Here is a 26,479-nt window from a genome sequence, read left to right as displayed (position 1 = left end):
CGATCCCTACCGGTCCTCGATCTCCACCCGTGGCGCCGTGTCGTGCCAGACGCAGAAGACCGACAGCTCGCGGCCGTCCCTGGTGAACGTCACCCGGATCCAGGTCGGCTGCTTCCAGACCTGCATCTGCCAGCCCGACGCGGGGGTCGCCGAGACCAGCTCGGCCGAGGTGGGGCCGAGGTCGAAGACGACCCGGCCGCCGTCCACGGCGTAGCTCTTCACGCTGCCGCCGTCCGGGCTCCGCTCCGTGCCGGGCTTCGACGCGTCCGGCTCGCGTGACGGTGTCGGCACCGGGGTCTTCGTCGGCCTGTCGCTCGTGCGCGGCTCGGCGCTCGGGGAGGCCGGGGGCGTGCTGGGGCGCCGGGTGGAGGAGGCGAGCGGGTCACCCGCCCCGGCGGGCGGTGTCCCGGTGCTGCCGGCCGGGATGGGCAGGGCGCGCGGCGGGTCGTAGGCCGTGCCGGACAGTACCGAGTGCACGCCCCACCACGAGAGCGTGACCGCCGCGCCCGTGGCGAGCGACCACGCCAGGGCGTGAACAAGTCCTCTACGCATCCGGGCCATACTGCACCACCGCGCGCACCGGTCCACCGGAGGGTGGAGCCTCCCGGCCGTTCCCCCGTATGGCGTACGGTGCGGGCCATGGCAAGTGTGCTCGTGGTCGAGGACGACCAGTTCGTGCGCTCCGCCCTCATCCGGCACCTGACTGCGCTGCCTGCGGAATCCCACACCGTACGGAGCGTCGGCACGGCCCTGGAGGCGCTGCGCGAGGTCGCCCATTTCCGGTTCGACGTGGTCGTCCTGGACCTCGGACTGCCCGATCTCGACGGGTCCGAGGCGCTGAAGATGCTGCGCGGGATCACCGACGTACCGGTGATCATCGCGACGGCGCGGGACGACGAGACGGAGATCGTCCGGCTCCTCAACGACGGCGCGGACGACTACCTCACCAAGCCCTTCTCGGTGGAGCACCTCTCCGCGCGGATGGCCGCCGTGCTGCGCCGGTCGCGGGCCGCCGCCGGAGACGCGCCGCCGTCCCGGGTGATCCGGGTCGGCGGTCTCTCGGTCGACCCGCTGCGGCGCCAGGCGGAGCTCGACGGGGCCTCGCTCGACCTGACGAGGCGGGAGTTCGACCTGCTGGCCTTCCTCGCCGGCCGGCCGGGGGTCGTCGTGCCCCGCAAGGAGCTGCTGGCCGAGGTGTGGCAGCAGTCCTACGGGGACGACCAGACCATCGACGTACATTTGTCATGGCTCCGGCGTAAGTTGGGCGAGACGGCCGCCCGGCCCCGCTATCTGCACACACTGCGCGGAGTGGGCGTGAAGCTGGAGCCGCCCCGGGAGACCCAGCCGTGAGATGGGCGCTCGTCAAGGTGGCGCTGGCCGTCACCGCCATGGTCGTCGTCGCCTTCGCCGTACCCCTCGGGCTCGTCGTCAGGGAGATGGCCAGCGACCGCGCCTTCTCCAACGCCGAGCGGCGCGCCGCCGGACTCGCTCCGGTCCTCGCGATCACCACCGACCGCGAGGAGCTGGACCGGGCCGTCGCCACCACCGAGGACGGGGCCGCCGGGCGCATGGCCGTCCACGTCCCGGCCGCCGACGAGCCCGGCGGTGAGGCCCTGGAGATCGGGACGCGCCGGGCGAGCGAGGAGGACCTGCGGACCACCCGGAAGCTGGGGCGGGCCACCATCGCCGAGGTCCCGGGCGGCTCGGCGCTGCTCCAGCCCACCGCCCTGAGCTCGGGCCAGGTGGCGATCGTGGAACTCTTCGTGCCCGAGGGCGAGGTGTCGAACGGTGTCGCCACCGCCTGGCTGGTCCTGGCCGGGGTCGGCATCGCGCTGATCGTCGGCTCGGTCGCCGTCGCCGACCGGCTCGGCGTACGGATGGTCCGGCCCGCCCAGCGGCTCGCCGGGGCCGCCCACGACCTGGGCGAGGGGAGGCTCGGCGCCCGCGTCCCGGAGGAGGGGCCGCCGGAGCTCAAGTCGGCCGCGATCGCCTTCAACTCCATGGCCGACCAGGTCGTCCAGCTGCTCGCCAACGAGCGTGAGCTGGCCGCCGACCTCTCCCACCGGCTGCGCACCCCGCTGACCGTGCTCCGGCTCAACGCGGCCTCGCTCGGCTCTGGTCCGGCCGCCGATCAGACCAGGGCCGCCGTCGAGCAGCTGGAGCGTGAGGTCGACACCATCATCCGCACGGCCAGGGACGCCAAGCCGCAGACGCGGGCGGCCGGGCCCGGCACCGGGTGCGACGCCTCCGAAGTCGTACGGGAGCGGATGGAGTTCTGGTCCGCGCTCGCCGAGGACGAGGACCGCAAGGTACGGGTGGCGGGCGTCGAACGGCCGGTGCGGATCCCGGTCGCCCGCCCCGAACTCGTCGCCGCCCTGGACGCGTTGCTCGGCAACGTCTTCCGCCACACCCCCGAGGGCACCGCCTTCTCCGTGGACGTGCACAACGGCGACGACGCCGTCATCGTCCTGGTCTCCGACGCCGGGCCCGGCATCGCCGACCCGGCGGCCGCACTGGCCCGGGGCAACAGCGGCCATCGTGACGGTTCCACCGGCCTCGGTCTGGACATCGTGCGCCGGATGGCCGAGTCCACCGGTGGGGACGTCCGCATCGGCCACTCGGTCCTCGGCGGCACCGAGGTCCGCGTCTGGATCGGGCTCGGCGGCAGGCGGTCGGGCGGTACGGGAGGGCGGCGCGGACAGCGGGACGGCCGCCGCAAACGGGGCGGGCCGGGCGTCCGCAGGGCCTCGGAGGGCTGAACCTTTCGCCCTCCCGATGGCTCCCTTAAGCCGAGCCTAAGAATCCTGAACCCCGCACTCCTCGTACGTATTTGTCGGTTTCTCCCTCGCTAGCGTGCTGCCGCACCCACCCCCACCCCCGGCAGACAGAGGCAGGCACGCGATGGGCACCAGTTCGCACCGGCGCAGGGCGAGCGGCAGGACCAAGGCCGTCGGCGCGGTCGTCGCGGCGGCGGTGATCGGCGGCGCGGTCCTCGCGTTCACCGGCACCGCCCAGGCGGCGGCCGTCGGCGCCGCCTACACCAGGACCAGCTCCTGGACCGGCGGTTACACCGGCCAGTACGTCATCACCAACGAGACCTCCACGGCCCAGTCGGACTGGACGCTGGAGTTCGACCTGCCCGCCGGGACGACCGTCGGCTCGCTCTGGAACGGCGAGCACACCGTCTCCGGCCGTCACGTCACCGTGAAGCCCGCGAGCTGGAACAAGCGGCTGGCCCCCGGCCAGTCCGTCACCGTCGGCTTCGTGACGTCGGCCGCCGGAGAGGCCGGCGACCCCGCCGACTGCCTGATCAACAAGGCCGCCTGCTCGGTCGGCGGCGCCACCCCGACCCCGAGCGGCCGCCCCACCGGGCAGCCCACGGCCACCGCCGCTCCGACGTCCTCCGCGACCCCCACCGCGTCGGCCACGCCGAGCCGGCCTGCCACCCCGACCGCGTCCCCGAAGCCCACCGCGAGCGCCACCGGGTCTCCCGGCACCGCCGCGACGTTCGCGCCGTACGTCGACACCTCCCTCCACCCGGCGTACGACCTGCTCGCCACCGCCGCCGCCACGGGTGTGAAGGAGTTCAACCTCGCCTTCGTCACCTCCGGCGGCACCTGCGCCCCGCTGTGGGGCGGGGTCACCGGCCTCGCCGACGACAAGGTCGCGGCCCAGATCGGCGCCCTGCGGGCCAAGGGCGGCGACGTCCGGGTCTCCTTCGGCGGCGCCGCAGGCCATGAGCTCGCCCTCAACTGTGCGACCGCCAGCGATCTCGCCGCCGCCTACGGCAAGGTCGTCGACCGGTACAAGTTGACCAAGGTGGACTTCGACATCGAGGGCGCGGCCCTGCCGGACACCGCCGCCAACACCCGCCGCTCCCAGGCCATCGCCCAGCTCCAGAAGTCCCACCCCGGCCTGAACGTCTCCTTCACCCTGCCCGTCATGCCCGAGGGCCTCACCCAGCCGGGCGTCGACCTGCTCGCCGACGCGCGGAGGAACGGTGTCCGGGTCGACGCCGTCAACATCATGGCGATGGACTACGGACCGGCCTACAGCGGCGACATGGGCCAGTACGCGATCCAGGCCGCGACCGCCACCCAGGCCCAGATCAAGGGCGTCCTCGGCCTCTCCGACACGGCTGCCTGGAAGACCGTCGCCGTCACCCCGATGATCGGCGTCAACGACGTCACGACCGAGATCTTCACGGTCGAGGACGCCACCCAGCTGGTCGACTTCGCGAAGTCCAAGGGCATCGGCTGGCTGTCGATGTGGTCCTCGACCCGCGACAAGCAGTGCGCGGCCGGCGCCGTGAACCACGCCGACGCCACCTGCTCCTCGATCCTCCAGCAGCCGCTGGCCTTCACCAGGGCGTTCTCCGCCTACAACTGAGGGCCGACCACGACCACCACGCCCCCCCACACCGCGCGCCCCGGCCGATCCACCCCACCACCGGCCGGGGCGCGCATCCCCTCATGACGCTCCCGTCAGCCCGCCTCCACCTCGGTCAGGAACTCGCCGATCAGCTTTCCCCACACCGCCGGGCTCTCGGCGAACGGCGCGTGTCCGGTTGCCAGTTCGGTCAGGCGTGCGCCCGGGATACCGTCGGCGACCGCCCGGTGCAGGGCGGGTGCGACGAGCCGGTCCTCGGTCGTCGAGATGACCAGGGTGGGCACGGCCACCCGGGCCAGGTCGTCCCGGACGTCCGCCCGGGCCACCAGGTCCGCGTGCTCGGGCGTCCCCGCCGGGATCGACTCGCCCGTCAGCCGGACGACGCCCTCCACGACCTCCGGTGTCATCGGATCGAGCATGGCCGGGCTGAACACCAGGGGGACGAGGAGACGGGCCACCCACGTGTGCCGGCCGCTGTCCGCGAGGTCCCGCCAGAGCAGCGACGTCTGCCGCAGGGCGTGGTCGGCGTAGGCGAACGGCGCGGTCAGGACGAGGGCCGCGACCCGCTCCGGGTGCCGGACCGCCGCCCGTATCGCGATCGTCGTCCCCAGGGAGTAGCCGCAGACGGCGAAACGCTCGACGCCCGCCGCGTCGGCGGCGGCCACCAGTCCGTCGGCGAGCGCGTCCAGCTCCAGCGGGGCCGTGGCGCGCGGCGCGGCGCCCGTCCCGGGCAGGTCGAATCCGACGACCCGGCGGCCGCCCGCGGCCAGCTCCTGCCGGATCGGGCCGTAGTTGGACTCGATGCCCCCGCCGGAGCCGTGGGCCAGCAGCAGCGCGCGGCCGGCCGCGTCGCCCGCCCCGGCAGCCGTCACGGATGTCGTCCTGGACGTGGTCATGGAGAGGCCCCCCGCATCTGTGGTACGCATCTGTAGCGAGCGTTACGAAAATAATGGCGTCAGGATGTCACAACACGTCCGTCCCGCCGGGCGGTTCGTGAGCTTCGGACTCGACGGCGCCTGGCCGGGGGCGAACCCGCCCCCGACCGGCCTCTCCTGTCCTTACGGGGTCGTGATCAGCGGACGCGGGGCGGTCCGCATACCGGCGCCCAGGTGGAAGCTCGGGTGCGGGGGCTGGTTGTAGGCGGTGTTCTGCCAGGCCAGCCCCGTGCGGTACATCGTGTCGTGCAGCAGGGTCGTGATCCTCGTACCGGTCTCGTGCGGGGTGGAGTAGATCCGCAGCGCACGGTTGTCCGCCGTACGCCACACGACCTCCTCGCGCCAGTCGCCGAGGATGTCACCGGAGAGCGCCGGAGTCGCCTTCGTACTGTTGTTGGAGGCGACCGAGGCGCCGGTGAGAAGCCGGGTCTCACCCCCCGTGCCGTACTTGTCGATCCGGGTGCCGTCGAGCAGCTCGCGGGTGGTGTCGCCGTCCCACCAGTTCAGGAAGTTCGCCGAGGAGGGCTCGCGCCCCTTGGCCGCCCCGGCCCCGTCCCGTATCGAGGTGTCGGACGAGGACCACACCTCCGCGCCGTCGTTGCCCGCCCAGATGTCCCCGGCGAGCCCGCGCCCGTTGTCGCAGCAGGCCGCCAGCTGCCAGCGGATCGTGCCGTTCGCCGGGTTGATGTAGAGCTCGGAGGGCTGGGAGGACGACTCCGACACCTTGAAGTACTCCAGGCCCGGCGTCGACGGGTCGAGGTCGCCGAGGTGCTGGGCGTCGCCGTGGCCCTTCCTGGTGGTCCACAGGCCGTTGCCGTTGTCGTCCACGGCCATCGACCCGTAGACGATCTCGTCCTTGCCGTCGCCGTCGACGTCACCGACGGACAGGCTGTGCGAGCCCTGCCCGTCGAATCCCTTTCCGGCGTTCGCGGAACTCGACGAGTCGAAGGTCCAGCGGCGGGTGAACTGGCCGCCGCGCCAGTCCCAGGCCGCGATCACGGACCGGGTGTAGTAGCCGCGCGCCATGATGAGCGAGGGCCGGGCGCCGTCCAGGTAGGCGGTTCCGGCGAGGAACCGGTCGACCCGGTTGCCGTAGTTGTCGCCCCAGGAGGAGACGGTGCCGCGCGCGGGGACGTAGCCGGTGGTGCCCATCGCGGCGCCGGTGAGCCCGTTGAACATGGTCAGGTACTCGGGCCCGGCCAGGACGTATCCGCCGCTGTTGCGGTGGTCGGCGGACGCGCTGCCGATCACCGTGCCGCGCCCGTCGACCGTTCCGTCGGCGGTCTTCATGGCGACCTCGGCCCGGCCGTCGCCGTCGTAGTCGTACGCCTGGAACTGGGTGTAGTGCGCGCCGGAGCGGATGTTGCGGCCGAGGTCGATCCGCCACAGCCGGGTGCCGTCGAGCCGGATGCCGTCGACGATGGTGTTGCCGGTGTAGCCGGACTGCGCGTTGTCCTTGGCGTTGGTCGGCTGCCACTTGAGTACGAAGTCCAGCGCGCCGTCCCCGTCGAGGTCGGCGACGGACGCGTCGTTGGCCTCGTAGGTGTACGCCACCCCGTCGGGTGTGGTGCCGCCGGCCGGGGGAGTGAGGGGCACGTCCTTGTAGCCGGTACGGAACTGGACGGCGTGGACGGAGTCGCCCTGTTCCACGCCGCCGACGACGGCGCGGACGGTGTAGTCGGCGTGGCTGGGCGCGCCGGCGTGGAAGTAGTTGGTGGAGGCGGTGACGGGGGCGGCGTTCACCTTCGTACCGGCCCGGTAGACGTTGAAGGCGACGGTGTCCGGGTCGGTTCCCAGCCAGCGCCAGCTCACGAGGTTGCCGGTGCCGGTGTGGACGCTGACCACGCCCCGGTCGAGCCGTTCCGCCTGCCGCGCGGTGGCGGCGGCCGCCGCCCCGGGGCTGCTGACGGCGAGCCCGGCGGCGGCGAGGACACCGGCCATGAGCAGGACCGGAAGGCCGTGGCGACGGGCGGGGCGGGGTGGTTGCGGGTGCTGCACGAGTCCTCCTGCGGGGGGAAGAGAGCCGTTGCGTACCTCGCAGTCGCCGCCGCGCCGGGATCGGTTGCCCGGAGAACGCTCAAGGCCCCGGTTCCGAAGAACCGGGGCCTTGAGCCATCAGGGTGAGTAACGGGACTCGAACCCGCGACATCCTGGACCACAACCAGGTGCTCTACCAGCTGAGCTATACCCACCACGACCGGCGGTTTTCCCGAAGGTTTCCCCGACCGGCCGAGAAGAAGTCTACAGGGTCCCGGCGGGTGCTCGCGCCCGCATTACGTCGGGCGCGAGCGGGGGCTCATTCCGCGGGCAGGACGTGGCGTGCGGCGATCTGCCGGGCGGTGTCCGAGTCCGGGCCGGGCTGCGGGACGAAGATCGCCTCGCGGTAGTAGCGCAGCTCGGCGATGGATTCGCGGATGTCGGCGAGCGCACGGTGGTTGCCGCTCTTCTCCGGACTGTTGAAGTAAGCCCTCGGGTACCAGCGGCGGGCCAGTTCCTTGATCGAGGACACATCGACGATCCGGTAGTGGAGGTGGCTCTCCAGAGCGGGCATGTCCCGGGCGAGGAAGCCGCGGTCGGTGGAGACCGAGTTCCCGCACAGCGGTGCCTTGAGGGGCTCCTTGACGTGCTCGCGTACGTAGGCCAGGACCTGGGCCTCGGCGTCGGCGAGGGTGGTGCCGCCGGGCAGGGCGTCGAGGAGGCCGGAGGCCGTGTGCATCCGGCGCACGATCTCCGGCATGGTCTCCAGCGCCGCGTCCGGCGGGCGGATCACGATGTCCACCCCTTCGCCGAGCACGTTCAGTTCCGAGTCGGTGACCAGCGCGGCCACCTCGATGAGTGCGTCGTCCGTCAGCGAGAGCCCGGTCATCTCGCAGTCGATCCACACCATGCGATCGTTCATGCGTCCTACCTTATGGGGTCGGTCGTGATCGGACCGGCTCGTGGCTCCTGGCGCCTGTCCGGCGGATCGGGGCCGGACAGGCCGACGGGCGCCCAGGGGGGTGTCCCGGGGCGCCCGCCGTCTTGCGGTGCGCGGCTTGTGGCGCGCGGTCTAGTGACTCCGCTGGCCCGGCAGGGCCGGGCGGCCGGCCGCGTACATGTCGGACTGCGGCTTGCCGTGTTCCAGCGGGGCTCCCGGGCGCCGGACCGCGGGGGAGACCTGCGGGGGCACGACCGGGTCCATGACCGCCGTGGCCGTCTCGCTCTGCGGGCGACGGGCCCGGTAGGCGGCGCGGTAGGCGGCCGGCGACGAGCCGAGCTGCCGCCGGAAGTGGCCGCGCAGCGCCACCGGGGAGCGGAAGCCGCAGCGGCCCGCGACCTCGTCGACGGAGTAGTCGGAGGTCTCAAGCAGCCGCTGAGCCTGCAGCACCCGCTGCGTGATCAGCCACTGCAACGGCGCGGAGCCCGTCAGCGAGCGGAACCGGCGGTCGAAGGTCCGCCGCGACATGTACGCGCGTGCGGCGAGCGTCTCGACGTCGAACTGCTCGTGCAGGTGCTCCAGCGCCCAGGCCACGACCTCCGCGAGGGGGTCGGAGCCGATCTCCTCGGGTAAAGACCTGTCGAGATAGCGCTCCTGACCGCCGCTGCGCCGCGGCGGGACGACCAGCCGGCGCGCCAGGGCGCCCGCGGCCTCCGCGCCGTGGTCGGTCCGCACGATGTGCAGACAGAGATCGATTCCGGCCGCCGTTCCGGCGGAGGTGAGGACGTCGCCGTCGTCGACGAAGAGCTCCCGCGGGTCCACGTGGACCGAGGGGTAGCGCTTGGCGAGCGTCGGCGCGTACATCCAGTGCGTGGTCGCGGGCCGGCCGTCCAGGAGGCCGGCGGCGGCCAGGACGAACGCCCCGGTGCACAGTCCGACGATCCTGGCGCCTTCCTCGTGCGCCCGGCGCAGCGCTTCGAGCGCCTCCGGCGGTGGCGGCGAGGTGATCGACCGCCAGGCCGGTACGACGACGGTGCCGGCCCGGCTGATCGCGTCCAGGCCGTACGGCGCGGTGAGTTCGAGCCCCCCGGTGGTCCGCAGAGGGCCGTCCTCGCCGGCGCACACGAGCAGCCGGTAGCGGGGCACCCCGGCGTCCTGCCGGTCGATTCCGAACACGGAGAGCGGGATGGAGCTCTCGAAGATGGGGCCGCCGCTGAACAGCAGCACTGCGACGACTTCGCGACGGCGGCGCCCGGAAAGTTTCCGGGCGGCCTCCGGTGCGGCGGAGTCCTGGCTCATGACGCTAAGCCCCCCTCGGTGTTCGCGTCTCCCTGGTCCTGTCGCTCCTGCACGTTTCCCCTCGGTTTTGCACGAGACCCCAGTCTTCGATACCCATGATCGAATCTACTGCGTTCCGTGGCGCCGGCGTGACAAGTTCTCGATCCGGCACATTGTCGACAAGGCAACTTGGCGCGAAGCATTCGATCAGGAAGCGTTCCACTCACGGCCCGCGCAGGGAAGTGCGCGTTCCGTGCATGGCCCGTCCCCGTAGGGTGCGCGGGCCCGCCGCGGGGCTTTCTCGCCTGGTGGCGACGGGGTCGGGGAGCGGTTCCGTCAAGGACTCGCCGACCTGTGGAAGTTGGCTGAAAACATACGGGTGTGGGTGTGCGAACCTGTCAGCTCTACGGGGTGTTCGTCAGGTCGGGGCGCGGCGCGCCGGCCCGCGTCACCCGTGACGGTGCCGCCGACCGCCCGCCGGGCGCGGTGCGCGGTGCCCGGTGGCCTCGGCCCGCAGCCCGCGCTCGGAGCGGCGCAGCAGCACCCGGCAGGCCGCCGTCACCGCGAGAAGTCCCAGGGCCGCGCCCGCGGCCCCGGCCAGCGAGGTGCCGTAGACGACGAGGACGACCGGGACGAGCCCGCAGCAGAAGACCGCCCAGCGGACGACGTCGCCCGCCGTGTCCCCCGCCGCCCCGGCGCCGCCGCTCGCTCTTCCCGTGGGCTCCGTCGTCGCTCCCGCCGCGGGCGCCGTCGACGCCGGGCGGCCCGGCGCGCGGCGACGGCCGCGCGGCGGAGCGGGGACAGGGGGCTGGGCGGCGGTGGCTGCCGATGGTGCGGGCACGGGCGGTCTCCCTGCGACGGTGGCTGGACCAGTGGCAACGAGGAGCGGAACGTTCCGGTCACTGCCGGGGGCGTCCGTTCGGCCCCCGTACGGACACCTGTAGGACACAACCGGCATTGCCATAACGGGACGGGCTCGTGCATGCTCCCTGGGACGCCGGGCGACCGCCGCGCGCAGCACGGCCGGCTCTGGGCGCGGGAGGAGTGTCGCCGTACCCTTGGGGGTATGGGGTTGGGAAGATGATTCCCGGACACAGCTCCGCCGCCAACCGTTGTTCCGTTCCCTTCCCAGAAGGATCTTCTTCGCCGAGACACCGATGGCCGGTCACGAATTCTCCGAACCCGCGGACCGCAAGCGCGTCGCCGACTCCACGGTGGACCCCTTGGCGGTGGAACAGCCACGTCACTCCTGTGATCCCGCTTTCCGGCATGGAGTGGTCGTCGGTTTCGACGGCTCGACCTCCAGCGAGCGAGCCCTCGCGTACGCCATCGGCATGGCCCGCCGCTCCGGCTCCGGTCTGATCATCGTGCATGTCGCCAACCGGCTGCCCACCACGGTCTGGGCGGGGTGCGAGCCCCCGGTCTTCGTCGACGTACCGGACCACCGCACCGAGGTCCTCGGCCTGGAGCTCGCCTGCGCGGACTATCTCGCCGAGGTTCCCTGGATCCTCGTCGAGCGCGGCGGCGACATCTGTCATGAACTGGAGGAGGTCGGCCGGGAGTACTCGGCCGACGCGATCGTGGTCGGCTCCACGCACGGCATCGTCGGCCGGATCTTCGGCTCGGTGGCCGGACGGCTCGCGCGCCGCGCCCAGCGGCCCGTCGTCGTCATCCCGTAGCACGCCTCCCTCGCCTTCCTCTCCAACTGCCTTGGCTCGGCCATAAATTCGGCCATCCTCAGGTGAATTGTGCGCTTGTGAAGGGTAGATAAGGGTCACCGGAACAAAGCGGCCCAAGCAGCACAACTGCCCGTCTGAAGGGAGCCCGCCGTGGACAATGACGTCGCCGCGGGAAACAGCACCTCCATGCTCGGCCAACTCGCACTCGGACTCACTCTGCTGGCCTTCGGGCTCGGCGGCACCGGTGTGATCGACAACGTCGCGGCGTCCGACGCCGCGGCCCTCGCCACCTGGGTCGGCGGGGTGGCACTCTTCCTCGCCGGTCTGCTCGCCCTGCACGCGGGCGACGGCCCGACCGGCACCGCCTACGCGGCGCTCGGCGCCTTCTGGTTCACCTGGGGGACCGGGGCGGGCGGCGGCGCGTCGGCCGAGGCGTCCGGGCTCTTCCTGCTGCTGTGGGCGCTGCTGGCGCTCACGCTGACGATGGCGGCCAAGGGCAGCGGTCTGTTCGGGCAGGGTGTGTACGGGCTGCTGTTCGTGGCGCTGCTGCTGGACGGCATCGGCGCCCTCGCCGGCAACGGCGGCCTCGCCAAGGCGGGCGGCTGGATCGCGGCGGTCGCGGGCCTCGCGGCCTGGTACGGCGCCACGGCGGCGGTGGCCCACTGGCCGATGTCGCTCGGCCGCATGTCGCGGAAGAACGCGACGGCCACCACCTGACGCGAACCGAGCCCCCAGAAAAAGCGAAGCGGTCCCTGCGTGCAGGGACCGCTTCGTGTGTCCGGTCGAGCGTCCGGGGACAGGCCGGACGCGCCGCTCGACCGTGGTCGAGTCTCCGGGGGACAGGCCCGGAGGGCTACTCGACCGTGACGGACTTGGCCAGGTTGCGCGGCTTGTCGATGTCGCGGCCCATGGCGAGCGCCGTGTGGTAGGCGAGGAGCTGGAGCGGGATGCCCATCAGGATCGGGTCGAGCTCGTCCTCGTTCTTCGGCACGACGATGGTGTGGTCGGCCTTCTCCTGCGGCTGGTGCGCGACGGCGAGGATGCGGCCGCTGCGGGCCTTGATCTCCTCCAGGGCGGCGCGGTTCTTCTCCAGCAGGTCGTCGTCGGGGACGATGGCGACCGTCGGCAGGGCCGGCTCGATCAGCGCGAGCGGACCGTGCTTCAGCTCGGAGGCCGGGTACGCCTCGGCGTGGATGTACGAGATCTCCTTGAGCTTCAGGGAGGCCTCGAGCGCGACCGGGTAGCCGCGTACGCGCCCGATGAACATCATCGACTGGGCGCCCGCGTACTGCGCGGCGAGCTCCTTGATGTCGTCCTCGGACTTCAGGATCTCGCTGATCTGCGCGGGCAGCTTGCGCAGGCCTTCGATGATCCGCTTGCCGTCGGTCACCGAGAGGTCGCGGATGCGGCCCAGGTGCAGGGCGAGCAGGGCGAAGGCGACGACCGTGTTGGTGAAGCACTTGGTGGAGACGACGCAGACCTCGGGACCGGCGTGGACGTACACGCCGCCGTCGGCCTCGCGGGCGATCGCCGAGCCGACGACGTTGACGACGCCGAGGACGCGCGCGCCCTTGCGCTTCAGCTCCTGGACGGCGGCGAGCACGTCGTACGTCTCACCGGACTGGGAGACGGCGATGTAGAGGGTGTCGGGGTCCACGACCGGGTTGCGGTAGCGGAACTCCGAGGCCGGCTCGGCGTCGGCCGGGATACGGGCCATGGACTCGATCAGGCCCGCGCCGATGAGGCCGGCGTGGTACGAGGTGCCGCAGCCGAGGATCTTGATCCGGCGGATGGTGCGGGCCTCGCGGGCGTCGAGGTTGAGGCCGCCCAGGTGGACGGTGGAGAAGCGGTCGTCGATCCGGCCGCGCAGCACGCGGTCGACCGCGTCGGGCTGCTCGGAGATCTCCTTGTGCATGTACGTGTCGTGGCCGCCCATGTCGTAGGAGGCGGCCTCCCACTCCACGGTCTCCGGGGTGGCGGTGGTCGACGCGCCCGAGGTGGTGTACGTACGGAAGTCGTCGGCCTTGAGGGTGGCCATCTCGCCGTCGTCGAGGGTGACGACCTGGCGGGTGTGGGCGATCAGCGCGGCGACGTCGGAGGCGACGAACATCTCCTTCTCGCCGATGCCGAGGACGACCGGGGAGCCGTTGCGGGCCACCACGATGCGGTCGTTGAAGTCGGCGTGCATGACGGCGATGCCGTACGTGCCGTCGATCACCTTGAGCGCCTCGCGGACCTTCTCCTCCAGGGTGGTGGCCTGGGAGCGGGCGATGAGGTGGGTGATGACCTCGGTGTCGGTCTCGGAGGCGAAGACGACGCCGTCGGCCTCCAGCTTGGCGCGCAGCTCCGAGGCGTTGTCGACGATGCCGTTGTGGACGACGGCGACCTTGTTCTCGGGGTCCAGGTGCGGGTGCGAGTTGATGTCGCTGGGGGCGCCGTGGGTGGCCCAGCGGGTGTGGGCGATGCCGGTGGTGCCGGTGAAGCGCTTGGGGACGCGGGCTTCCAGGTCGCGGACCCGGCCCTTGGCCTTGACCATCTTCAGACCGCTGGCCTTCGGGCTGGTGATGACGATGCCGGCAGAGTCGTACCCCCGGTACTCCAGCCGCTGCAGTCCTTCGAGCAGCAGCGGGGCGACGTCACGCTTTCCGATGTAACCGACAATTCCGCACATAAAGGTTTAACCCCTCCAAGTCAGTGGGCGTGCTCGGCCGCTCAGCCGTAGACGATGCGGCGCAGCTGCCGGAGCGAGAGCTCCGGTGGTGCCACCGCGCGGTGCGGCAGTTCGGCCGCGATGCGTTCGAAGATCTCCGCGTTCACGGCCCCACGGGACTGCAGTTCCCGATGACGCCGACGGACGAAGTCCTCGGTCGACTCGTCGAAGTACGCCAGCACGTCGAGCACCACGCGGGCCGCCTCACCGCGCTGGAGCGCGGTGCTGCGCACCAGATGGTCGATGAGGTCGTCGTGTGACGGGCGGCGTTCGAGCACCCGTGAATACTGAGGGGTACCGGTGGTTCTTTGCAAGAAATCTGCCCGCTATCGGGCAGCACCCCTCATGATCGACGCTTTTGCCCCTTGAAATTGGTCTACACCTTGACCGGGGTGGGGGTGCACGGTACGGATGGTGACCGACCGGATACGCATCCCCACAGTCGCGAAGCCCGTCGAAAGGGACCATGCCTGTGAAACAGCGCAGAACGTTCCCCCGTGTGCTCGGTGCCGTGCTCCTCGTCGCCGCGGCCGGTATCTCCTCCGTCGGAGCCACCGCCCCCGCCGCCGCCCCGGCCCCCGCACCCGCCCCGCGCCCGCTCGGCCAGATCGTCCCCGCCCCCGCCTCCGTGGCGCCCCGCGGAGCCCCGTACGCCATCACCGCCGCCACCCGCATCCGGGTCGACGAGGACTCCCGCGAGTCCCGCGCCATCGGCGACTACCTCGCCGGCGTCCTGCGCCCCTCCACCGGCCATCCGCTGCCCGTCGTCGACGAGAAGAGGGGACGCGGCGGCATCCTGCTGCGCCTGTCGCCCCGCGACCGGGCCCTCGGCGAGGAGGGCTACCGGCTGACGTCCGGCCCGGGAGGCATCACCCTCACGGCCCAGCGGCCCGCCGGGCTCTTCCGCGGCGTCCAGACCCTGCGCCAGCAGCTGCCCGCCGCCGTCGAGGAGGACACGGTGCGGCCGGGACCCTGGACGGTCGCGGGCGGCACCATCACCGACACCCCCCGCTTCGCCTACCGGGGCGCCATGCTCGACGTCTCCCGGCACTTCTTCACCGTCGACGAGGTCAAGCGCTACATCGACCAGCTCGCCCTCTACAAGATCAACAAGCTGCATCTGCACCTCTCCGACGACCAGGGCTGGCGCATCGCCATCGACTCCTGGCCCCGGCTCGCCACCTACGGCGGCTCCACCGAGGTCGGCGGCGGCCCCGGCGGCCACTACACCAAGGACGACTACAAGGAGATCGTCCGCTACGCCGCCTCCCGCTACCAGGAGGTCGTCCCCGAGATCGACATGCCCGGACACACCAACGCCGCCCTCGCCTCGTACGCCGAGCTGAACTGCGACGGCGTCGCGCCGCCGCTCTACACCGGCACCGCCGTCGGCTTCAGCTCGCTGTGCGTGCCGAAGCCGGTCACGTACGACTTCGTGGACGACGTGATCCGCGAACTCGCCGCGCTGACCCCCGGGAAGTACCTCCACATCGGCGGCGACGAGGCGCACTCCACCACCCACGAGGACTACGTCGCCTTCATGGACCGGGTGCAGCCGATCGTGGCGAAGTACGGCAAGACCGTCATCGGCTGGCACCAGCTGACCGGGGCCCGGCCGGCCGAGGGCGCGCTCGCCCAGTACTGGGGCCTCGACCGCTCGTCGGGGGCCGAGAAGGAGCAGGTCGCGGCGGCCGCACGGGCCGGGACCAAGGTGATCCTCTCGCCCGCCGACCGGGCCTATCTCGACATGAAGTACACCAAGGACACCAAGCTCGGCCTCTCCTGGGCCGGCTACGTCGAGGTCCAGCGGTCCTACGACTGGAACCCGGCCACCCTCCTGCCCGGCCTGCCCGAGTCGGGCATCGCGGGCGTCGAGGCGCCGCTGTGGACGGAGACGGTCTCCGAGAGCGCCCACATCGACCACATGGCGTTCCCGCGCCTGCCGGGCATCGCCGAACTGGGCTGGTCCCCGGCGGCCTCCCACGACTGGGAGGCGTACCGGGAGCGGCTGGCGCAGCAGGGGCCGAGGTTCGAGGCGCTCGGCATCGGCTACTACCGTTCGCCGCAGGTTCCGTGGCCGTAGGGCGCAGACCGTAGGCCATAGCCGGAGGTCAGCCGGGTGGCGCGCTCTGCGTGCGCGGCGGGGCGGCGGCGCCGAGACTGGCGGCATGTCCGTGCCGCAAGGGGAGCCGTCCCGGCCGACGCCCGAGCCACCGCTTGAGTCCGCGTCCCCGCCGGAGCCACCGCTTGAGTCCGCGCCTGCGCCCCCGTCCCCGTCGTCGGCTCCACCGCCGCCGACGGGGACCTTCTTCGACAAAGCGGCGTACGTGGTGGCGCCCGGCACCGCCGCCATCGGGCTGCTGTACTACTTCGGCAGCGTGTACACCGACGCCTATTACGCCAGCTTCGGTGTCCCCTCGGCCGACCTGCAGCTCTCCGTCCAGGCCTACCTCGCCAAGAGCCCGGACGCCATCTTCGGCCCGGTGTGGTTCCTGCTGGTCTGCGGACTGTCCGTGCTGCTGGTGCTCGGCCGGATCGGCCATGTGCTGGCCCACCCCGGGAAGGAGCGCCGGCGCCGCACGGTGAGCCGGTGCTTCTTCGTCGCCGGCATCCTCATGGTGCTGCTGGGATTTCCGCTCTTCTTCGGAGGGCTTCCCGTCCCTCTCCCCGCGAGTTGGTGGGTGACTCCGATCGTCCCGTCGCTCGTGGCGGCGCTGGGCGCCACCCTGGCGTTCTTCTCCGTGCAGCAGCGTCTTCAGGCGAGCGCCGACGACCCGGACCGGCACGAAGGGACCGCCGACCGGATGTGGTCCGCGGGCGGCGCCCTGCTGATCGGACTGCTGGCCCTGAGCCTGTTCTTCGGCACGACCCGGTACGTGGTGATGCAGGGGGAGACCCTTGCCTCGAACGAGATCCAAGGGGGGTTCCGGGAGAGCCTGCCGGTGGTGGTCTATTCGAGTATCCCGATCGTCCACAACGCGACGGCCATCGGTTACCGGGACATGGGCGACGGAAAGGGACCGTACCGGCACCGGTACGTCGGATTCCGCCTGCTCGTGAAGTCTCCGACCCGTTTTTATCTGGTCTCGTACGCCTCACGGACCATGGACTATCTGACGGTCGTGCTGCCCGACGACGAGTCCCTGCGCGTGGAGCTGACCTCGCCCGTCACGGGATGACGTCGCCCTCGGTCCCGGGGTCCACCGATGGGGTGTCGGTCGGCGTGATGTCGGTCGGATCGGTGGTCGGATCGGTGGTCGGATCGGTCGGCGTGGTGTCGGTCGTCGGTGACTCGGTGACGGTGGAGCCGTTCTCGACCGCCTCCCCCGAGTAGGGCACGGTGAGCGTTTCGCCCTCCTCGGTCGGGATGGTCACCACTCCGGAGTAGGACCCCGCCACGAACGACGTGTGATCGATGGTCATCTCACACTCCTGCCCGTCGGGCAGCAGATCGGGGCAGTTGCCGCGCCCCACCAGCGTCTGCCCCTGGCCGGGGTCGTCGGGCTGCGACTGCGGATCCTTCAGGGGGAAGCCCCTGCCGCTCTCGTTCTTGACCTTGATCTTCCCGCCCGTGCGCTGGTTCACCTTGGCCGTCGGCACACGGACCGGAGCCGCCTGGCCGCCTCCGCCCTTCCCCGGGAAGACGGTCCCCAGGGTCTCCCCCTGTCCCGTCTCCGTCGGAGAGGCCGCCGTCTCCGTTCCCTCCCCCTGCTCCGTGCCGCCGCCCCCGCCCCCACCCCCGCAGGCGGCCGATCCGGCGAGGGCCACGGCCATCGCCGCTCCGACGAGGACACGGGCGATTCGAGGCTTCACGGCGTCAGCACCTCCGCTACCGGCCGGCGGGTCCGGCCCCTGGCCAACCTGGCACAGCCACCGGACGCAGCGGACCCGATTCGTGCGGTGACACAGCGTGATCGCCTGAATGGAGGGGGGACGTACGGCGAGGGCCCGGGCGGAGGACCGTAAACTCCGCCCGGGCCCTCGCCGGTCTCAGTGGGCGAACCGCGCGATCGGGTTCACCAGGTCGCCGACGAGCTGGAGCGCCGCCGACGGGTCCGCCAGGTCCACCATCTGCTTGTTGTTGCGCAGCTGGAGCCGGTTGAGGGCCGACAGTGCGAACGTCTCCGCGAACATGTCGTACTGCGCGAACTTGTCCGCCAGCTCCGGCTTCGACTCCTGGTAGCGGCGCACGCACTCCGCGACCGTCCGCCAGAACGCGTCCTCGTCGAGCACGCCCTCCGCCGCCAGCGTCGCCCCCAGGAAGCGGAAGAAGCAGTCGAAGACATCCGTGAAGATCGACAGCAGCTTCATGTCCTCCGGGACCTCGGCCCGGATCCGCTCCACCGCGGGCGGCAGGACCGCGTCCGGGTCCATGACGCAGATCTCCTCGGCGATGTCCTTGAACACCGCCCGGACGACCGCGCCCCGCTCGTCGAGGACGAGGATCACGTTCTCGCCGTGCGGCATGTAGACCAGGTCGTAGGCGTAGAAGCAGTGCAGCAGCGGCAGCAGGTACGCGTCCAGATAGCCGCGCAGCCACTCCGTCGGGGCCAGGCCGGAGTCCTTGACCAGCGCGCCCGCGAACGAGGCGCCGTCGTGGTCGACATGGAGCAGCGAGGCCATGGTCGCGAGCCGCTCACCGGGGGCGAGGGACGGCACCGGCGACTCGCGCCACAGCGCGGCGAGCATCTTGCGATAGGGCGAGTAGCGGTCGGTGGCGGCCTCGTACTCCAGGTGCCGGTAGCCGATCGCGGCCCGCTCCCGGATGATCGAGAACCGGGCGGCCTTCAGCACCGGGTCGGACTCGATGAGGCCGTGCAGCCAGTCGTTGATCGCCGGGGTGGCCTCCATGTACGCCGCCGAGAGCCCGCGCATGAAGCCCATGTTGATGACGGACAGTGCCGTCTTCACGTAGTGCTTGGCCGGGTCGGAGGTGTTGAAGAAGGTACGGATCGACTGCTGCGCCAGATAGGCGTCGTCGCCCTCGCCCAGGTACACCAGCCGCTCCTGGGCGACCTCGGCGGCGAAGGTGACGGAGAGCTTGTTCCACCACTGCCAGGGGTGGGCCGGCATCAGCAGGTAGTCGGCCAGGTCCAGGCCCCGCTCGGCGAGGATCGCGGCGAAGCCGTCGACCGCCTTGTCGCCCAGCTCGGCGCGGATGAAGGTCTCGTACTCCAGGCCAGCACCCGCCGTGAAGGTGGTGCGGTCGCGGCGCGCCGCCAGCCAGATCAGGTGGAGGGGTGTCGCGGCCTCGGGGGCGTACGCGCGGTACTCGTCCACGCCGAAACCGAGACGGCCGTTGTTGGCGACGAAGCAGGGGTGGCCCTCGGTCATCCCGGTCTCGATGGCCTGGAAGTCCGCGCGCGCCAGCTCGGCGGCGGGGACGCGCGGCTTGGTCGCCTTGTACGCCGTACCGGCCAGGGTGGAGGAGATCTCCTCCAGATAGACCGGCAGGATCTCGTCGCTCAGGCCGAGCGAGCCGCGCAGCTCGGTGATGAACCGCAGCGCGTCGAGGGGGAGCTGCTCGTCGCCGCGGTGGCAGCTGATCGAGTCGGGGTAGACCTGCCAGTGGTCGAGCGCGAACCGGTCGGCGGTGAAGCGGTACTCGGTCGTGCCGTCGTCGCTGAGGACCGTGTAGCGGCTCTCGCCCAGCTCCCGAGGGTCGAGCAGCCGCTCGTGGATGAACTCGGCGAGGGCCTTGCGGATCAGCGCGCGGTTGGCGTCGGCCCAGCGGGCGGGCGTGAGATGGGAGACCGGACCAGTCATGCCGTCGCCGCCTCGAACTGGGCGCGGGTGCAGAAGCTGAGCAGCGCGTTCTTCTCCGGCTTGGCGATCTCCCGGTCGGGGACGAAGCCGACGGCCGCGTTGAGCGCGTGGACGGCGGTGTTGCGGACGTCCGGCTCGACGACGACCCGGGCGGTCGCGGGGTCGGCGAACAGCTCGCGCATCACGGCGGTGATCACGGCGCGGGTGAAGCCGTGCACGGGGGTGTCGCTCGGGGCGACCAGGAAGTGCATGCCGACGTCGCCGGGCCGGGCGTCGTACAGGCCGACCAGCTCGACCTTCGAAGGGTCGTACCGCTCCATGAGGAAGGCGGGCTCGCCGTCGTGGAGACCGAGGAAGGCGTCATGGTGCTCGGCCGCCGCGATCGCCATGTACTCGCGCTCGACGTCCTGCAGCTTCGCGTCCTGCATCAGCCAGAAGGCGGCCTTGGGGTGGGTGACCCAGGGGTGGATCAGCTCGGCGTCGGCCAGCGGGTCGAGGGGCCGGAAGGCGAACGTGCCTATGCCGGCGGTGGTGAGGGTGGTGCTCATACCGCGAACTCCTGGAAAGCGATGGTCTTCTCGACGGGGTAGTAGTCGGAGCCCAGCATCGCTCCGATGATGTAGGCGTTGCGGTACGCCCCCATGCCCAGGTCGGGCGAGGTGATGGAGTGCGTGTGCACACCGGCGTTCTGCAGGAAGACGCCGCGGCCCGTCGTGTCGATCGAGTAGTTGCGGGCCACGTCGAAGCGGCCCTGGCCGTCCCACTTGAGGCGGTCGCGGACCGGCTCCAGGAAGGCGGGGACGGTGTACTTGTAGCCGGTGGCGAGGATCAGGCCCTCGGTCTCCAGCGTGAAGTCCTTCTCCTGCTCCTCCTGGTGGAAGCCGAGCGTGTACGTGCCGCTCGTGTCGTCGTACGCGGCGGAGTGCAGCGCGGAGTTGGTGAGCAGCCGGGTGGGGACCGGGCCCGCCAGGTTCTTCTGGTAGAGCAGGTCGAAGATGGCGTCGATCAGCTCGCCGTCGATGCCCTTGAACAGGCCCTTCTGCTGGGTCTCCAGGCGGTAGCGGGTCTGCTCGGGCAGCGCGTGGAAGTAGTCCACGTACTCCGGCGAGGTCATCTCCAGGGTGAGCTTGGTGTACTCCAGCGGGAAGAAGCGCGGGGAGCGGGTGACCCAGTTGAGCCGGTAGCCGTGTACGTCGATCTCGGTGAGGAGGTCGTAGTAGATCTCCGCCGCGCTCTGGCCGCTGCCGACCAGGGTGATCGACTTCTTCTTCTGGAGCGCCTCCTTGTTGGGGAGGTAGCGCGAGTTGTGGATCAGGTCGCCGCCGAGGCCCTGGCAGGGCTCGGGCAGGTGCGGCGGGGTGCCGGTGCCGAGCACGATCCGGCGGGCGCGGAACGTTTCTTCGGCCTCGGTCGCGACGACGTACTCCTCGCTCTTCTCGTCGTACGAGACGGAGGTGACGGTCGTCGAGAAGCGGATGCTGCTCAGTTTGGCGGCCGCCCAGCGGCAGTAGTCGTTGTACTCCGTCCGCAGCGGATAGAAGTTCTCGCGGATGTAGAAGGAGTAGAGCCGGCCCTTCTCCTTCAGGTAGTTGAGGAAGGAGTACGGCGAGGTCGGGTCGGCCATGGTCACCAGGTCCGACATGAACGGCGTCTGGAGGTGGGCGCCTTCCAGGAACATGCCCGAGTGCCATTCGAAGTCGGGCTTGGACTCCAGGAAGAGGCCGTTCAGATGGTCGATCGGCTCGGTCAGGCAGGCCAGGCCGAGGTTGAACGGACCGAGCCCGATGCCGATGAAATCAAGAGGCTGCGTGGACAAGGTTCTCTCCCAGGTACTGCTCGGCGTGGCCGGCTATCAGATCGAGGACGGCCGCGATGTCGGCCACGGTCGTCTCGGGGTTGAGCAAGGTGAACTTCAGGTACTGGCGACCGTCGACCTTCGTCCCGGCGACGACGGCCTCGCCGGAGGCGAAGAGCGCCTTGCGGGCGTAGAGGTTGGCCCGGTCGATCTCCGCGGGGGAGGTGACGGCCTCGGGGATGTAGCGGTAGACGAGGGTGGACAGCTGCGGTTCGACGACCACGTCGTAGCGGGGGTCCGCGGCGAGCAGGTCCCAGCCGGCCCGTGCCAGGTCGCAGACCTCGTCGAAGAGCTCGCCGATCCCGTCGGCGCCCATCACGCGCAGCGTCATCCACAGCTTGAGCGCGTCGAAGCGGCGGGTGGTCTGCAGCGACTTGTCGACCTGGTTGGGGATCTTCCCCCACAGTCCTTCGGACGTGGGAGGTGCCCCCATGGCGACCGGCTGGCGCGGATTGAGGTAGTCCGCGTGGTAGGTCGCGTGGCCCAGGGTGGCGCCGTCGCGGACCAGGACGGCGGAGGAGCTCACCGGCTGGAAGAAGGACTTGTGGTAGTCGACGGTGACCGAGTCGGCCCGCTCGATGCCGTCCAGGAGGTGGCGGCGGGTGCGGGAGGCGAGCAGTCCGCAGCCGTAGGCCGCGTCCACGTGCATCCAGGCGCCGTACTCGGCGGCCAGGGCGGCGATCTCGGGCAGCGGGTCGATGGAGCCGAAGTCGGTGGTGCCGGCGGTGGCGACGATCGCCATCGGGACCAGGCCCTCGGCGCGGCAGGCCTCCAGCTCGGCGGCGAGGACGACGGACTGCATGCGCTTGGTCCGGTCGACCGGGATGGAGATGACGGCGTCGGCGCCGAGGCCGAGGAGGGTGGCCGACTTCTGGACGCTGAAGTGGCTGCACTCGGAGGAGAAGATGCGGAGCTTCGCCAGGTCCCGCGTCTTGGCCTCCTCGCGGGCCAGCAGCAGCGCCTGGAGGTTGGACTGCGTACCGCCACTGGTGAAGACGCCGTCGGCGGCCGGTCCGAGGCCGATCCGGCGGGTGGTCCAGTCGATGAGCTTGCGCTCGATCAGGGTGCCGCCGGCGCTCTGGTCCCAGGTGTCCAGCGAGGAGTTGACCGCCGAGAGGACGGCCTCGCCGAGGACGGCGGGGATGACGACCGGGCAGTTGAGGTGGCCCAGGTAGCGCGGGTGGTGGAAGTAGACGGCGTCGCGGAGGTAGACGCTCTCCAGCTCGTCGAGGGCGGCGGAGGAGTCGCCGAGTGGCTGGTCGAGGTCGACGGCGTCGATGAACGGGGCCAGTTCGGCGGGCGTGACGCCGGTGAACGGGCGTCGGGTCGTGGCGAGTTTCTCCGCCACCCGCTCGACTCCTTCGATGACGGAGCGCCGATAGCTCTCCGCCGTGGCGTCGTTGAGCAGGTGCGAGCGCATGCGGGGTCCTCCCGGAGGGACGGGGACTCGGTCGCTTCCTCCGGACAGGGAAGAGGGGGGCGAGGGAGCGACGTACGAAGTGAGGTTAGCCTAACCTAAGTTCGTATCGCAACGTCCCTCGCCCCCTCGGGAAGCGGGTCTCGCGTACGGCTACGACTCGTCGTCCGGGGCCTCGCGCAGTGCGTCCTCGCTCAGCCCCTTGCGCCAGTAACCGACGAACGTGACGCGCCGACGGTCCAGTTGACGCTCGTTCACGAAGTGACGGCGCAGCGCCTTCACGGAACCCGACTCTCCCGCGATCCAGACGTACGGAGCCTCACCGGGCAGCTCGGCGCCGCGCACCGCGTCCACGGCCGACGGCGCGCCCTCCTCGCGGACCAGCCAGGTGACGGTGGCGTCGGCCTCCGTCGCGAGCTCCAGCCGGTCGCCGGAGTAGGGGACTTCGAGATACACCCGCGCCCGCGTCTCGGCCGGCAGCCACTCCAGGATCGCGGACGCGGCCGGCAGGGCCGTCTCGTCCGCCCAGATCAGTACGGAGTCGGCGTCGGCCGGCAACCGGAAGCGGACGCCCGTGTTGTCGGCGACCGCCGGTCCGAGCACCACGACCTTGTCACCCGGCCTGGCCTGCTGCGCCCAGCGGCAGGCCGGGCCGCCGTCCTCGTGCAGCGCGAAGTCGATGTCGACCTCGTCGGGCGCCGTGCGCTGCTCGCGGACGGTGTACGAACGCATCACGGCGCGCTCGTCGTCGGGCATCGCCCGCCAGGCGCCCAGCACGGCGTACAGGTCCGGGTCGTCCAGCGGCGGCAGGGCGGGCTCAGGCTGCCCGGGATGGGGCAGGAAGAGGGAGAGCGACTGGTCGCGGCCCCCGGAGGCGAAGGACTTCAGGTCCTCCCCGGTGAACGTGATCCGGACCAGGGACGGGCCGAGCCGCCTCGTCCGGTCGACCTGGAGGGAGAAGAACTGGAACGGGGCGGTCTCGGCGGTCGTCATCGGGTCAGGACACCTTCTTCGCGTTCTCCAGGGCCTTGGCCAGGTCCTCCAGGAGCGGGGCGCACTTGGCGTAGGAGTAGATGGGCTCGGTCACGCGGGGGGCGACCTGGCCGGCCTTGACGGCGGGCAGCGCGGCCCACGTCGGCTTGGCCTTGAGCTGCTCCGGCTGGAGGGTGCCGGTGCGGTTGTCGAGCAGGATGAGGTCGGCCTGGTACTTGTCGACGTTCTCCCAGCTCAGACCCTCGAACCAGCCGCCCTGGTCCAGCTTGGTCGGGACGACCAGGTTGACGCCGAGCTCCTGGAAGAAGAGCGTGTCGGTCGGGCGGACCGGGGTGGAGACGTAGAACAGGTCGGGCGAGCCGGAGCCGATCAGGACCTTGATGTCCTTCTTGCCCTTGGCGGCCTTGCGCACCCGCTCGGCGGCGGCCTCGAAGCGGGCCTTGTCGTCGAGGATCTTCTTGGTCTTGACGTCGGCGCCGAGAGAGGCGGCGAGGTCGGCGTGGCGCTGGAGCACGGCCGGCATCGACTTGTCGGCGGCCCACAGCGCGACGCTCGGGGCGACCTTGAGGATCTTGTCCTTCTGCTCGGCCGGGACGTACCAGAGGTCGTTCTTCTCCCACATGTCCGTGATCAGGAGCTCGGGGTTGAGCTTGAGGTACTCCTCGATCTTGAACTCGCCCCAGACGTTGCCGATGATCTTGACCTTCTTGATGTCGAGATCGCCGGCCTGGACGTCGGGCTTGTCCTCGTTCGTCTTGGGGTCCTTGACCGTGGTGGGACCGAAGACGCCCGCGACCTCGATGCCGAAGTCGAGGAGGGCGGCGGCCGTTCCGGTGAAGGCGACGATGTTCTTCGGCGTGGAGGCGGACTTGGCGACCTGGCCGCGGTCGTCCTTGAACTCCCAGGAGCCGGACTTCTCGGCGGTGCCGGTGCCGGACTTGGTCTCGCCGCCGCAGGCGGTGAGCGCGGCACCGAGCCCGAGGACGCCGCCCGCGGCGAGGAGGCCGCGACGGGTGAGATGAGTGGCTCGGGCGTTGCTGGGCATGGCGAAGTCGCTTTCGGTACGTGCCGGGGTCGGCCTGGGCTGGGCAATTCGAGGGTAGGTTAGCCTAACCTCACGTGGATCAGTAGGGCCGGGATCGTAGGCGGTACGTCACACGCCAGGGGCTTGGGCGGGGGTTACGCGTCCCCGGCCGCGGCGGTCGTGTTCGGCGCATTCGTGAACGCGACGGCCGGGCACCTGAGTTGACCGCCCTCGCGAGCTTCTGGCGGGCGGCCACACTTGCAGCGAGGGCGGCCACCCAGAAGCCAACGGGGGCGGCCCAACCCCGGCCGCCCCCTCCTGCCCAACCCGCGCAAGGCCGTGGCACCGTCAGGCCGGCAGCCCCAGCTCCCGCGCGATCAGCATGCGCTGGACCTCGCTCGTGCCCTCGCCGATCTCCAGGATCTTGGAGTCGCGCCACATCCGGGCCACCGGGTACTCGTTCATGAAGCCGTAGCCGCCGTGGATCTGGGTCGCCTCGCGGGCGTTGTCCACCGCCACCGTCGAGGAGTACAGCTTCGCCAGCGCCGCCTCCTTCTTGAACGGCTCGCCGAGCACCAGCCGGGACGCCGCGTCCCGCCAGCCGACCCGGGCCATGTGAGCCCGCATCTCCATGTCCGCGATCTTGAACTGGACGGCCTGGTTGTCGCCGATCGGCCGGCCGAAGGCGTGACGTTCCTTCGCGTACTTCACCGACTCGTCGACACAGCCCTGCGCCAGCCCGGTCGCCAGCGCCGAGATCGCGATCCGCCCCTCGTCCAGGATCCGGAGGAACTGCGCGTACCCCCGGCCCTCCTCGCCCAGCAGGTTCGCCGCCGGGACCCGTACGTCGTCGAAGGAGAGCTCGCGGGTGTCCGAGGCGTTCCAGCCCACCTTGGAGTAGGGCGCGGCGACCGTGAAGCCGGGGGTGCCGGAAGGCACGATGATCGAGGAGATCAGCGGACGGCCGTCCGGCTTGCGGCCGGTGACGGCGGTGACGGTGACCAGGCCCGTGATGTCCGTACCCGAGTTGGTGATGAAGCACTTGGAGCCGTTGATGACCCACTCGCCGGTGGACTCGTCGCGCACGGCGGTGGTGCGGCTGCCGCCGGCGTCCGAGCCGGCGCCGGGCTCCGTCAGGCCGAACGCGCCCAGGATCTCGCCGGAGCACATCCGGGGCAGCCACTCCTGCTTCTGCTCCTCGGTGCCGAAGCGGTAGACCGGCATCGCGCCGAGCGAGACGCCCGCCTCCAGGGTGATGGCCACGGAGGAGTCGACCCGGGCCAGCTCCTCCAGGGCGATGCCGAGTGCGAGGTAGTCGCCGCCCATACCGCCGTACTCCTCCGGGAAGGGCAGGCCGAACAGGCCCATGCGCCCCATCTCGCGGACGATCTCGTACGGGAACTCGTGGCGCTCGTAGTAGTCGCCGATCTTCGGGGCGACGACGTCGTGGGCGAACTCCTCGACGGTGCGGCGGAGTTCCTCGTGCTCTTCGGAGAGCCGGTGGTCGAGGGACATG

At 71.1% G+C, this 26,479-nt stretch carries 23 protein-coding genes and 1 tRNA gene; 7 read left to right on the top strand and 17 right to left on the bottom strand.

The genetic code is table 11. The annotated features are described in order from the left end of the window. Positions 1-6 precede the first annotated feature (6 nt). Entirely contained in the window at positions 7-561 is a 555-nt protein-coding gene (locus ACWDX6_RS19685) for a hypothetical protein (RefSeq protein ID WP_451486174.1), read from the bottom strand. A 78-nt stretch (positions 562-639) separates the two neighbouring features. Between ACWDX6_RS19685 and ACWDX6_RS19680 the strand changes: the two genes are divergently transcribed. From ACWDX6_RS19680 to ACWDX6_RS19670, 3 genes are all read left to right on the top strand, one after another. Further along, positions 640-1,350, top strand: coding sequence for a response regulator transcription factor (locus ACWDX6_RS19680; RefSeq protein ID WP_451486173.1), 711 nt, complete (start codon positions 640-642; stop codon positions 1,348-1,350). Beyond that, entirely contained in the window at positions 1,347-2,759 is a 1,413-nt protein-coding gene (locus ACWDX6_RS19675; RefSeq protein ID WP_451486172.1) for an ATP-binding protein, read from the top strand. Before ACWDX6_RS19680 ends, ACWDX6_RS19675 begins: the two co-directional genes overlap by 4 nt. Positions 2,760-2,901: 142 nt before the next feature. Then, the gene (locus ACWDX6_RS19670) at positions 2,902-4,389 is read left to right on the top strand and encodes a cellulose binding domain-containing protein (RefSeq protein ID WP_451486171.1); all 1,488 of its coding nucleotides are present in this window, start codon (positions 2,902-2,904) and stop codon (positions 4,387-4,389) included. A gap of 95 nt (positions 4,390-4,484) precedes the next feature. On the opposite strand, the gene ACWDX6_RS19665 is transcribed toward ACWDX6_RS19670, so the two are convergent. The 6 genes from ACWDX6_RS19665 to ACWDX6_RS19640 form a co-directional block, all read right to left on the bottom strand. Continuing rightward, a complete protein-coding gene (locus ACWDX6_RS19665) occupies positions 4,485-5,285 on the bottom strand; it encodes an alpha/beta fold hydrolase (protein ID WP_451486170.1) in 801 nt (266 codons plus the stop codon). Positions 5,286-5,447: 162 nt separating this feature from the next. Next, complete coding sequence (locus ACWDX6_RS19660; RefSeq protein ID WP_451486214.1) at positions 5,448-7,265, bottom strand: rhamnogalacturonan lyase; 1,818 nt, start codon at positions 7,263-7,265, stop codon at positions 5,448-5,450. Positions 7,266-7,443: 178 nt separating this feature from the next. Beyond that, a tRNA-His gene (locus ACWDX6_RS19655) sits at positions 7,444-7,516 on the bottom strand. 104 nt (positions 7,517-7,620) lie between these two features. Then, positions 7,621-8,223, bottom strand: coding sequence for an oligoribonuclease (orn, locus tag ACWDX6_RS19650; RefSeq protein WP_451486169.1), 603 nt, complete (start codon positions 8,221-8,223; stop codon positions 7,621-7,623). A 150-nt stretch (positions 8,224-8,373) separates the two neighbouring features. Beyond that, on the bottom strand, positions 8,374-9,540 hold the full coding sequence (locus ACWDX6_RS19645) for a helix-turn-helix domain-containing protein (protein WP_451486168.1): 1,167 nt from the start codon (positions 9,538-9,540) through the stop codon (positions 8,374-8,376). Positions 9,541-9,967: 427 nt separating this feature from the next. Then, positions 9,968-10,360 carry a hypothetical protein gene (locus tag ACWDX6_RS19640; protein WP_451486167.1) on the bottom strand — a complete coding sequence of 131 codons (393 nt, stop codon included), beginning with the start codon at positions 10,358-10,360 and terminating at the stop codon, positions 9,968-9,970. 316 nt (positions 10,361-10,676) lie between these two features. Between ACWDX6_RS19640 and ACWDX6_RS19635 the strand changes: the two genes are divergently transcribed. Continuing rightward, positions 10,677-11,198, top strand: coding sequence for a universal stress protein (locus tag ACWDX6_RS19635; RefSeq protein WP_451486166.1), 522 nt, complete (start codon positions 10,677-10,679; stop codon positions 11,196-11,198). A 150-nt stretch (positions 11,199-11,348) separates the two neighbouring features. Further along, complete coding sequence (locus ACWDX6_RS19630) at positions 11,349-11,915, top strand: GPR1/FUN34/YaaH family transporter (RefSeq protein WP_451486165.1); 567 nt, start codon at positions 11,349-11,351, stop codon at positions 11,913-11,915. Positions 11,916-12,051: 136 nt separating this feature from the next. Here the strand turns inward: ACWDX6_RS19630 and glmS are convergent, their stop codons facing one another. Then, positions 12,052-13,869, bottom strand: coding sequence for a glutamine--fructose-6-phosphate transaminase (isomerizing) (glmS, locus tag ACWDX6_RS19625; RefSeq protein WP_451486164.1), 1,818 nt, complete (start codon positions 13,867-13,869; stop codon positions 12,052-12,054). Between the two features lie 41 nt (positions 13,870-13,910). After that, on the bottom strand, positions 13,911-14,186 hold the full coding sequence (locus ACWDX6_RS19620; RefSeq protein WP_356894081.1) for a hypothetical protein: 276 nt from the start codon (positions 14,184-14,186) through the stop codon (positions 13,911-13,913). Between the two features lie 188 nt (positions 14,187-14,374). Between ACWDX6_RS19620 and ACWDX6_RS19615 the strand changes: the two genes are divergently transcribed. Both ACWDX6_RS19615 and ACWDX6_RS19610 read left to right on the top strand, forming a co-directional pair. Beyond that, the gene (locus ACWDX6_RS19615) at positions 14,375-15,991 is read left to right on the top strand and encodes a beta-N-acetylhexosaminidase (protein WP_451486163.1); all 1,617 of its coding nucleotides are present in this window, start codon (positions 14,375-14,377) and stop codon (positions 15,989-15,991) included. 244 nt (positions 15,992-16,235) lie between these two features. Further along, positions 16,236-17,087, top strand: coding sequence for a hypothetical protein (locus ACWDX6_RS19610; protein ID WP_451486162.1), 852 nt, complete (start codon positions 16,236-16,238; stop codon positions 17,085-17,087). Here the strand turns inward: ACWDX6_RS19610 and ACWDX6_RS19605 are convergent. From ACWDX6_RS19605 to ACWDX6_RS19570, 8 genes are all read right to left on the bottom strand, one after another. Then, positions 17,077-17,721, bottom strand: coding sequence for a hypothetical protein (locus ACWDX6_RS19605; RefSeq protein ID WP_451486161.1), 645 nt, complete (start codon positions 17,719-17,721; stop codon positions 17,077-17,079). The genes ACWDX6_RS19610 and ACWDX6_RS19605 overlap by 11 nt on opposite strands. A 177-nt stretch (positions 17,722-17,898) precedes the next feature. Continuing rightward, positions 17,899-19,674 (bottom strand): IucA/IucC family protein, encoded by a 1,776-nt coding sequence (locus tag ACWDX6_RS19600; RefSeq protein ID WP_451486160.1) that lies wholly within the window; start codon positions 19,672-19,674, stop codon positions 17,899-17,901. Continuing rightward, a complete protein-coding gene (locus tag ACWDX6_RS19595; RefSeq protein WP_451486159.1) occupies positions 19,671-20,222 on the bottom strand; it encodes a GNAT family N-acetyltransferase in 552 nt (183 codons plus the stop codon). The genes ACWDX6_RS19600 and ACWDX6_RS19595 overlap by 4 nt, the downstream gene beginning before the upstream one ends. After that, entirely contained in the window at positions 20,219-21,490 is a 1,272-nt protein-coding gene (locus ACWDX6_RS19590) for a lysine N(6)-hydroxylase/L-ornithine N(5)-oxygenase family protein (protein WP_451486158.1), read from the bottom strand. Before ACWDX6_RS19590 ends, ACWDX6_RS19595 begins: the two co-directional genes overlap by 4 nt. Further along, the gene (locus tag ACWDX6_RS19585) at positions 21,471-22,949 is read right to left on the bottom strand and encodes a pyridoxal phosphate-dependent decarboxylase family protein (RefSeq protein ID WP_451486157.1); all 1,479 of its coding nucleotides are present in this window, start codon (positions 22,947-22,949) and stop codon (positions 21,471-21,473) included. Before ACWDX6_RS19585 ends, ACWDX6_RS19590 begins: the two co-directional genes overlap by 20 nt. A gap of 150 nt (positions 22,950-23,099) precedes the next feature. Then, the gene (locus tag ACWDX6_RS19580; protein ID WP_451486156.1) at positions 23,100-23,939 is read right to left on the bottom strand and encodes a siderophore-interacting protein; all 840 of its coding nucleotides are present in this window, start codon (positions 23,937-23,939) and stop codon (positions 23,100-23,102) included. Between the two features lie 4 nt (positions 23,940-23,943). Next, complete coding sequence (locus tag ACWDX6_RS19575; RefSeq protein ID WP_451486155.1) at positions 23,944-24,984, bottom strand: ABC transporter substrate-binding protein; 1,041 nt, start codon at positions 24,982-24,984, stop codon at positions 23,944-23,946. Between the two features lie 327 nt (positions 24,985-25,311). Further along, the gene (locus ACWDX6_RS19570; protein ID WP_451486154.1) at positions 25,312-26,478 is read right to left on the bottom strand and encodes an acyl-CoA dehydrogenase family protein; all 1,167 of its coding nucleotides are present in this window, start codon (positions 26,476-26,478) and stop codon (positions 25,312-25,314) included. Position 26,479: the final 1 nt, after the last annotated feature.

It is taken from the genome of Streptomyces sp. NPDC003027 (genome assembly GCF_053591435.1).
The sequence above is the reverse complement of the archived record's forward strand: the minus strand, read 5'-3'. Positions and strand labels throughout refer to the sequence as shown.

Excerpts from the sequence above, each read along its gene's own strand:
- ACWDX6_RS19600 (WP_451486160.1), bottom strand. The coding sequence starts at position 19,674 with ATGACTGGTCCGGTCTCCCATCTCACGCCCGCCCGCTGGGCCGACGCC.
- ACWDX6_RS19585 (WP_451486157.1), bottom strand. The coding sequence starts at position 22,949 with ATGCGCTCGCACCTGCTCAACGACGCCACGGCGGAGAGCTATCGGCGC.
- ACWDX6_RS19670 (WP_451486171.1), top strand. The coding sequence starts at position 2,902 with ATGGGCACCAGTTCGCACCGGCGCAGGGCGAGCGGCAGGACCAAGGCC.
- glmS (WP_451486164.1), bottom strand. The coding sequence starts at position 13,869 with ATGTGCGGAATTGTCGGTTACATCGGAAAGCGTGACGTCGCCCCGCTG.
- ACWDX6_RS19580 (WP_451486156.1), bottom strand. The coding sequence starts at position 23,939 with ATGACGACCGCCGAGACCGCCCCGTTCCAGTTCTTCTCCCTCCAGGTC.
- ACWDX6_RS19645 (WP_451486168.1), bottom strand. The coding sequence starts at position 9,540 with ATGAGCCAGGACTCCGCCGCACCGGAGGCCGCCCGGAAACTTTCCGGG.
- ACWDX6_RS19615 (WP_451486163.1), top strand. The coding sequence starts at position 14,375 with ATGCCTGTGAAACAGCGCAGAACGTTCCCCCGTGTGCTCGGTGCCGTG.
- ACWDX6_RS19660 (WP_451486214.1), bottom strand. The coding sequence starts at position 7,265 with ATGGCCGGTGTCCTCGCCGCCGCCGGGCTCGCCGTCAGCAGCCCCGGG.
- ACWDX6_RS19595 (WP_451486159.1), bottom strand. The coding sequence starts at position 20,222 with ATGAGCACCACCCTCACCACCGCCGGCATAGGCACGTTCGCCTTCCGG.
- ACWDX6_RS19635 (WP_451486166.1), top strand. The coding sequence starts at position 10,677 with ATGGCCGGTCACGAATTCTCCGAACCCGCGGACCGCAAGCGCGTCGCC.
- ACWDX6_RS19685 (WP_451486174.1), bottom strand. The coding sequence starts at position 561 with ATGGCCCGGATGCGTAGAGGACTTGTTCACGCCCTGGCGTGGTCGCTC.
- ACWDX6_RS19570 (WP_451486154.1), bottom strand. The coding sequence starts at position 26,478 with ATGTCCCTCGACCACCGGCTCTCCGAAGAGCACGAGGAACTCCGCCGC.
- ACWDX6_RS19575 (WP_451486155.1), bottom strand. The coding sequence starts at position 24,984 with ATGCCCAGCAACGCCCGAGCCACTCATCTCACCCGTCGCGGCCTCCTC.
- orn (WP_451486169.1), bottom strand. The coding sequence starts at position 8,223 with ATGAACGATCGCATGGTGTGGATCGACTGCGAGATGACCGGGCTCTCG.
- ACWDX6_RS19680 (WP_451486173.1), top strand. The coding sequence starts at position 640 with ATGGCAAGTGTGCTCGTGGTCGAGGACGACCAGTTCGTGCGCTCCGCC.
- ACWDX6_RS19665 (WP_451486170.1), bottom strand. The coding sequence starts at position 5,285 with ATGACCACGTCCAGGACGACATCCGTGACGGCTGCCGGGGCGGGCGAC.